Raw genomic sequence first — 2,025 nt, forward strand, 5'->3', positions numbered from 1 at the left:
CCGCGGCCTTGCGGGCCGCGGGGAGGGGGGGAAAACCTTTCGGGGGCGGGGCAAGGGGGCTCTGGCTCTCTGCCCAGCTCCCGAAAACCCCAAAGTTCAAGCGGCAGCCGCTTACGGGTGGAACGCCTGTATAGACGAGCAGGCACATTGTGGCGCTTGTCCGGTCATAGGGTCAGCTATCGCGTGGGGACAGGCTCACCCGAGCGCCAGCGGAAGGTTCGAGCGGATACCGGGCCGGCGGGAACAAAGCGCACTGTTCCATCCCGCTCAACCACCCGTCGCACCACTTGGACGGTCCAGCGGAAAGTGGGCATGGCGGGCGCTTCGCCGATCGCTGCCTGGAGGAGCGCCGCGGGGACGTGCCAAGCGGTCGCCCGGGTGCGCAGGTGGCCGACCTCGATGCCGTCTTCTCGGAACAACCGCACCTCATACCATTCGCCGACCTCCAGCCGGCCCACGGAAACCCACTGGAGCAGAACGGGGAGGCCACTCCCCTCGATCACAGCCCCATCCGGCGGGTAGAGCAACGGAGGCGGCGGATAGGTCGGCTCCGGCGTGGGCGTCGGCACGGGGGTTGGGCCGGGGGCCGGGGTGGGGGTGGCCAGCGGGATCACCAGGCTCTGGCCCGCCTGGATCCGTTCGGGGTTCGCAATCCCATTGACCGTCTGGATCACCTGCAAGGGGACTCCATATCGTTGGGCGATGGCCAGCAGGGTCTCCCCCGGCTGCACTATATGGACGATCTTATCCGGCCTCGGGGTTGGGGAAGGCGTCACCCCTGGGGGCAAGGTCGGCGTCGCCAGGACCGGCGTTGGGGTATAAACCGGCACCAGGAGCACCTGCCCGACCACAATAAGATCGCCGGAAAGACTATTCAGCTGGCGGATTGCCTCCACGGGGACGCCGTAACGCAGGGCGATGTCGGAAAGGGTCTCCCCGGCCTGGACCTGGTGCTGGAGCGGCGGGATCGGCGTGGGGGTCCAGGTAGGCGTCGGCGTCTGTGTAGGCGTGGGCGTCTGGGAGGGCGTAGGCGTTTGGGTCGGCGTGGAGGTCGGGCGGGCCATCATCGCCCGCGCCATCCGGATCACCCCCCACACCCCTCCGATCAAGAGGAGCAGCACAAGCGCTGTCCCCAGCAGAGCGGATCGCCATGGAATGGGTGGCTCCGGCTCCGCTTGAGGGGCTTCCGGAGGAAGGGTCAGATCCGCCCCGCACCGCCAGCAGGTGCGCGACCGGCGGGAAACCGGCATCCCACATCGGGGGCACCGCCGGAAGGGACCAGAGGGACGCGCCTCGCTCATGGGGAGGATCCATCCAGGCCGAGGATGGGAGCGATCCCCTGCATCGCTTGCAATACGAGGGCCACATGCTGATCCAGGGGAACCCCTAACTCCGCAGCCCCCCGTTCAATATCCGCGCGGTTCACCCCAGCCGCGAACCGCTTATCCTTCCACTTCTTGAAAACGGCATCCGCGGTCACGCTGTAGATGCTGCGATCCGGTCGGACCAGGGCCACGGCCGTGATCAGGCCGGTTAGCTCATCCACAGCGAACAGCGCCTTATCCCGAAGGGTGGTCCGAGGGACACCGGTGACCTCGGTGGCGTGGGAAAGGATCGAACGGATGATGTCCTCCGGCCAGCCACGCTCCCGCAGGATCCGTGCCCCTTGATTCGGGTGACCGTCAGGGGCCACATGGGGATAGCGTTCGTAATCGAAATCGTGCAACAGGCCAACGATCCCCCAAGACTCCTCATCCTCTCCGAAGCGGCGGGCGTAAGCTCGCATCGCGGCCTCCACCGCCAACATATGGCGGCGGAGGTTCTCGCTCTGGGTGAACTCACAAACAAGAGCCCACGCATCTTCCCGAGTGGGCATGGAATCCACTCCCTCTCGCGCAGAATCAGGTGGAGAAACATTTTGTGCCATAGAGGCCCGGATGTCAAGGAGGTGATGGGACGCGGCAGGGCTTTTTTAATAATCGACAATATGAACTTCATGGGGGTTTGGGGGCGAGCCGGGCACCT

At 65.8% G+C, this 2,025-nt stretch carries 2 protein-coding genes; both read right to left on the bottom strand.

Going from position 1 to position 2,025, the window contains the following annotated elements; all coding sequences use genetic code 11:
- Nucleotides 1-176: 176 nt before the first annotated feature.
- Entirely contained in the window at nucleotides 177-1,301 is a 1,125-nt protein-coding gene (locus ACFMO5_RS13895) for a LysM peptidoglycan-binding domain-containing protein (RefSeq protein WP_376793346.1), read from the bottom strand.
- A complete protein-coding gene (locus ACFMO5_RS13900; protein WP_376793347.1) occupies nucleotides 1,298-1,876 on the bottom strand; it encodes an HDIG domain-containing metalloprotein in 579 nt (192 codons plus the stop codon). The genes ACFMO5_RS13895 and ACFMO5_RS13900 overlap by 4 nt, the downstream gene beginning before the upstream one ends.
- Nucleotides 1,877-2,025: the final 149 nt, after the last annotated feature.

This window comes from Thermoflexus sp. (genome assembly GCF_042408365.1).
Classification (GTDB): domain Bacteria; phylum Chloroflexota; class Anaerolineae; order Thermoflexales; family Thermoflexaceae; genus Thermoflexus.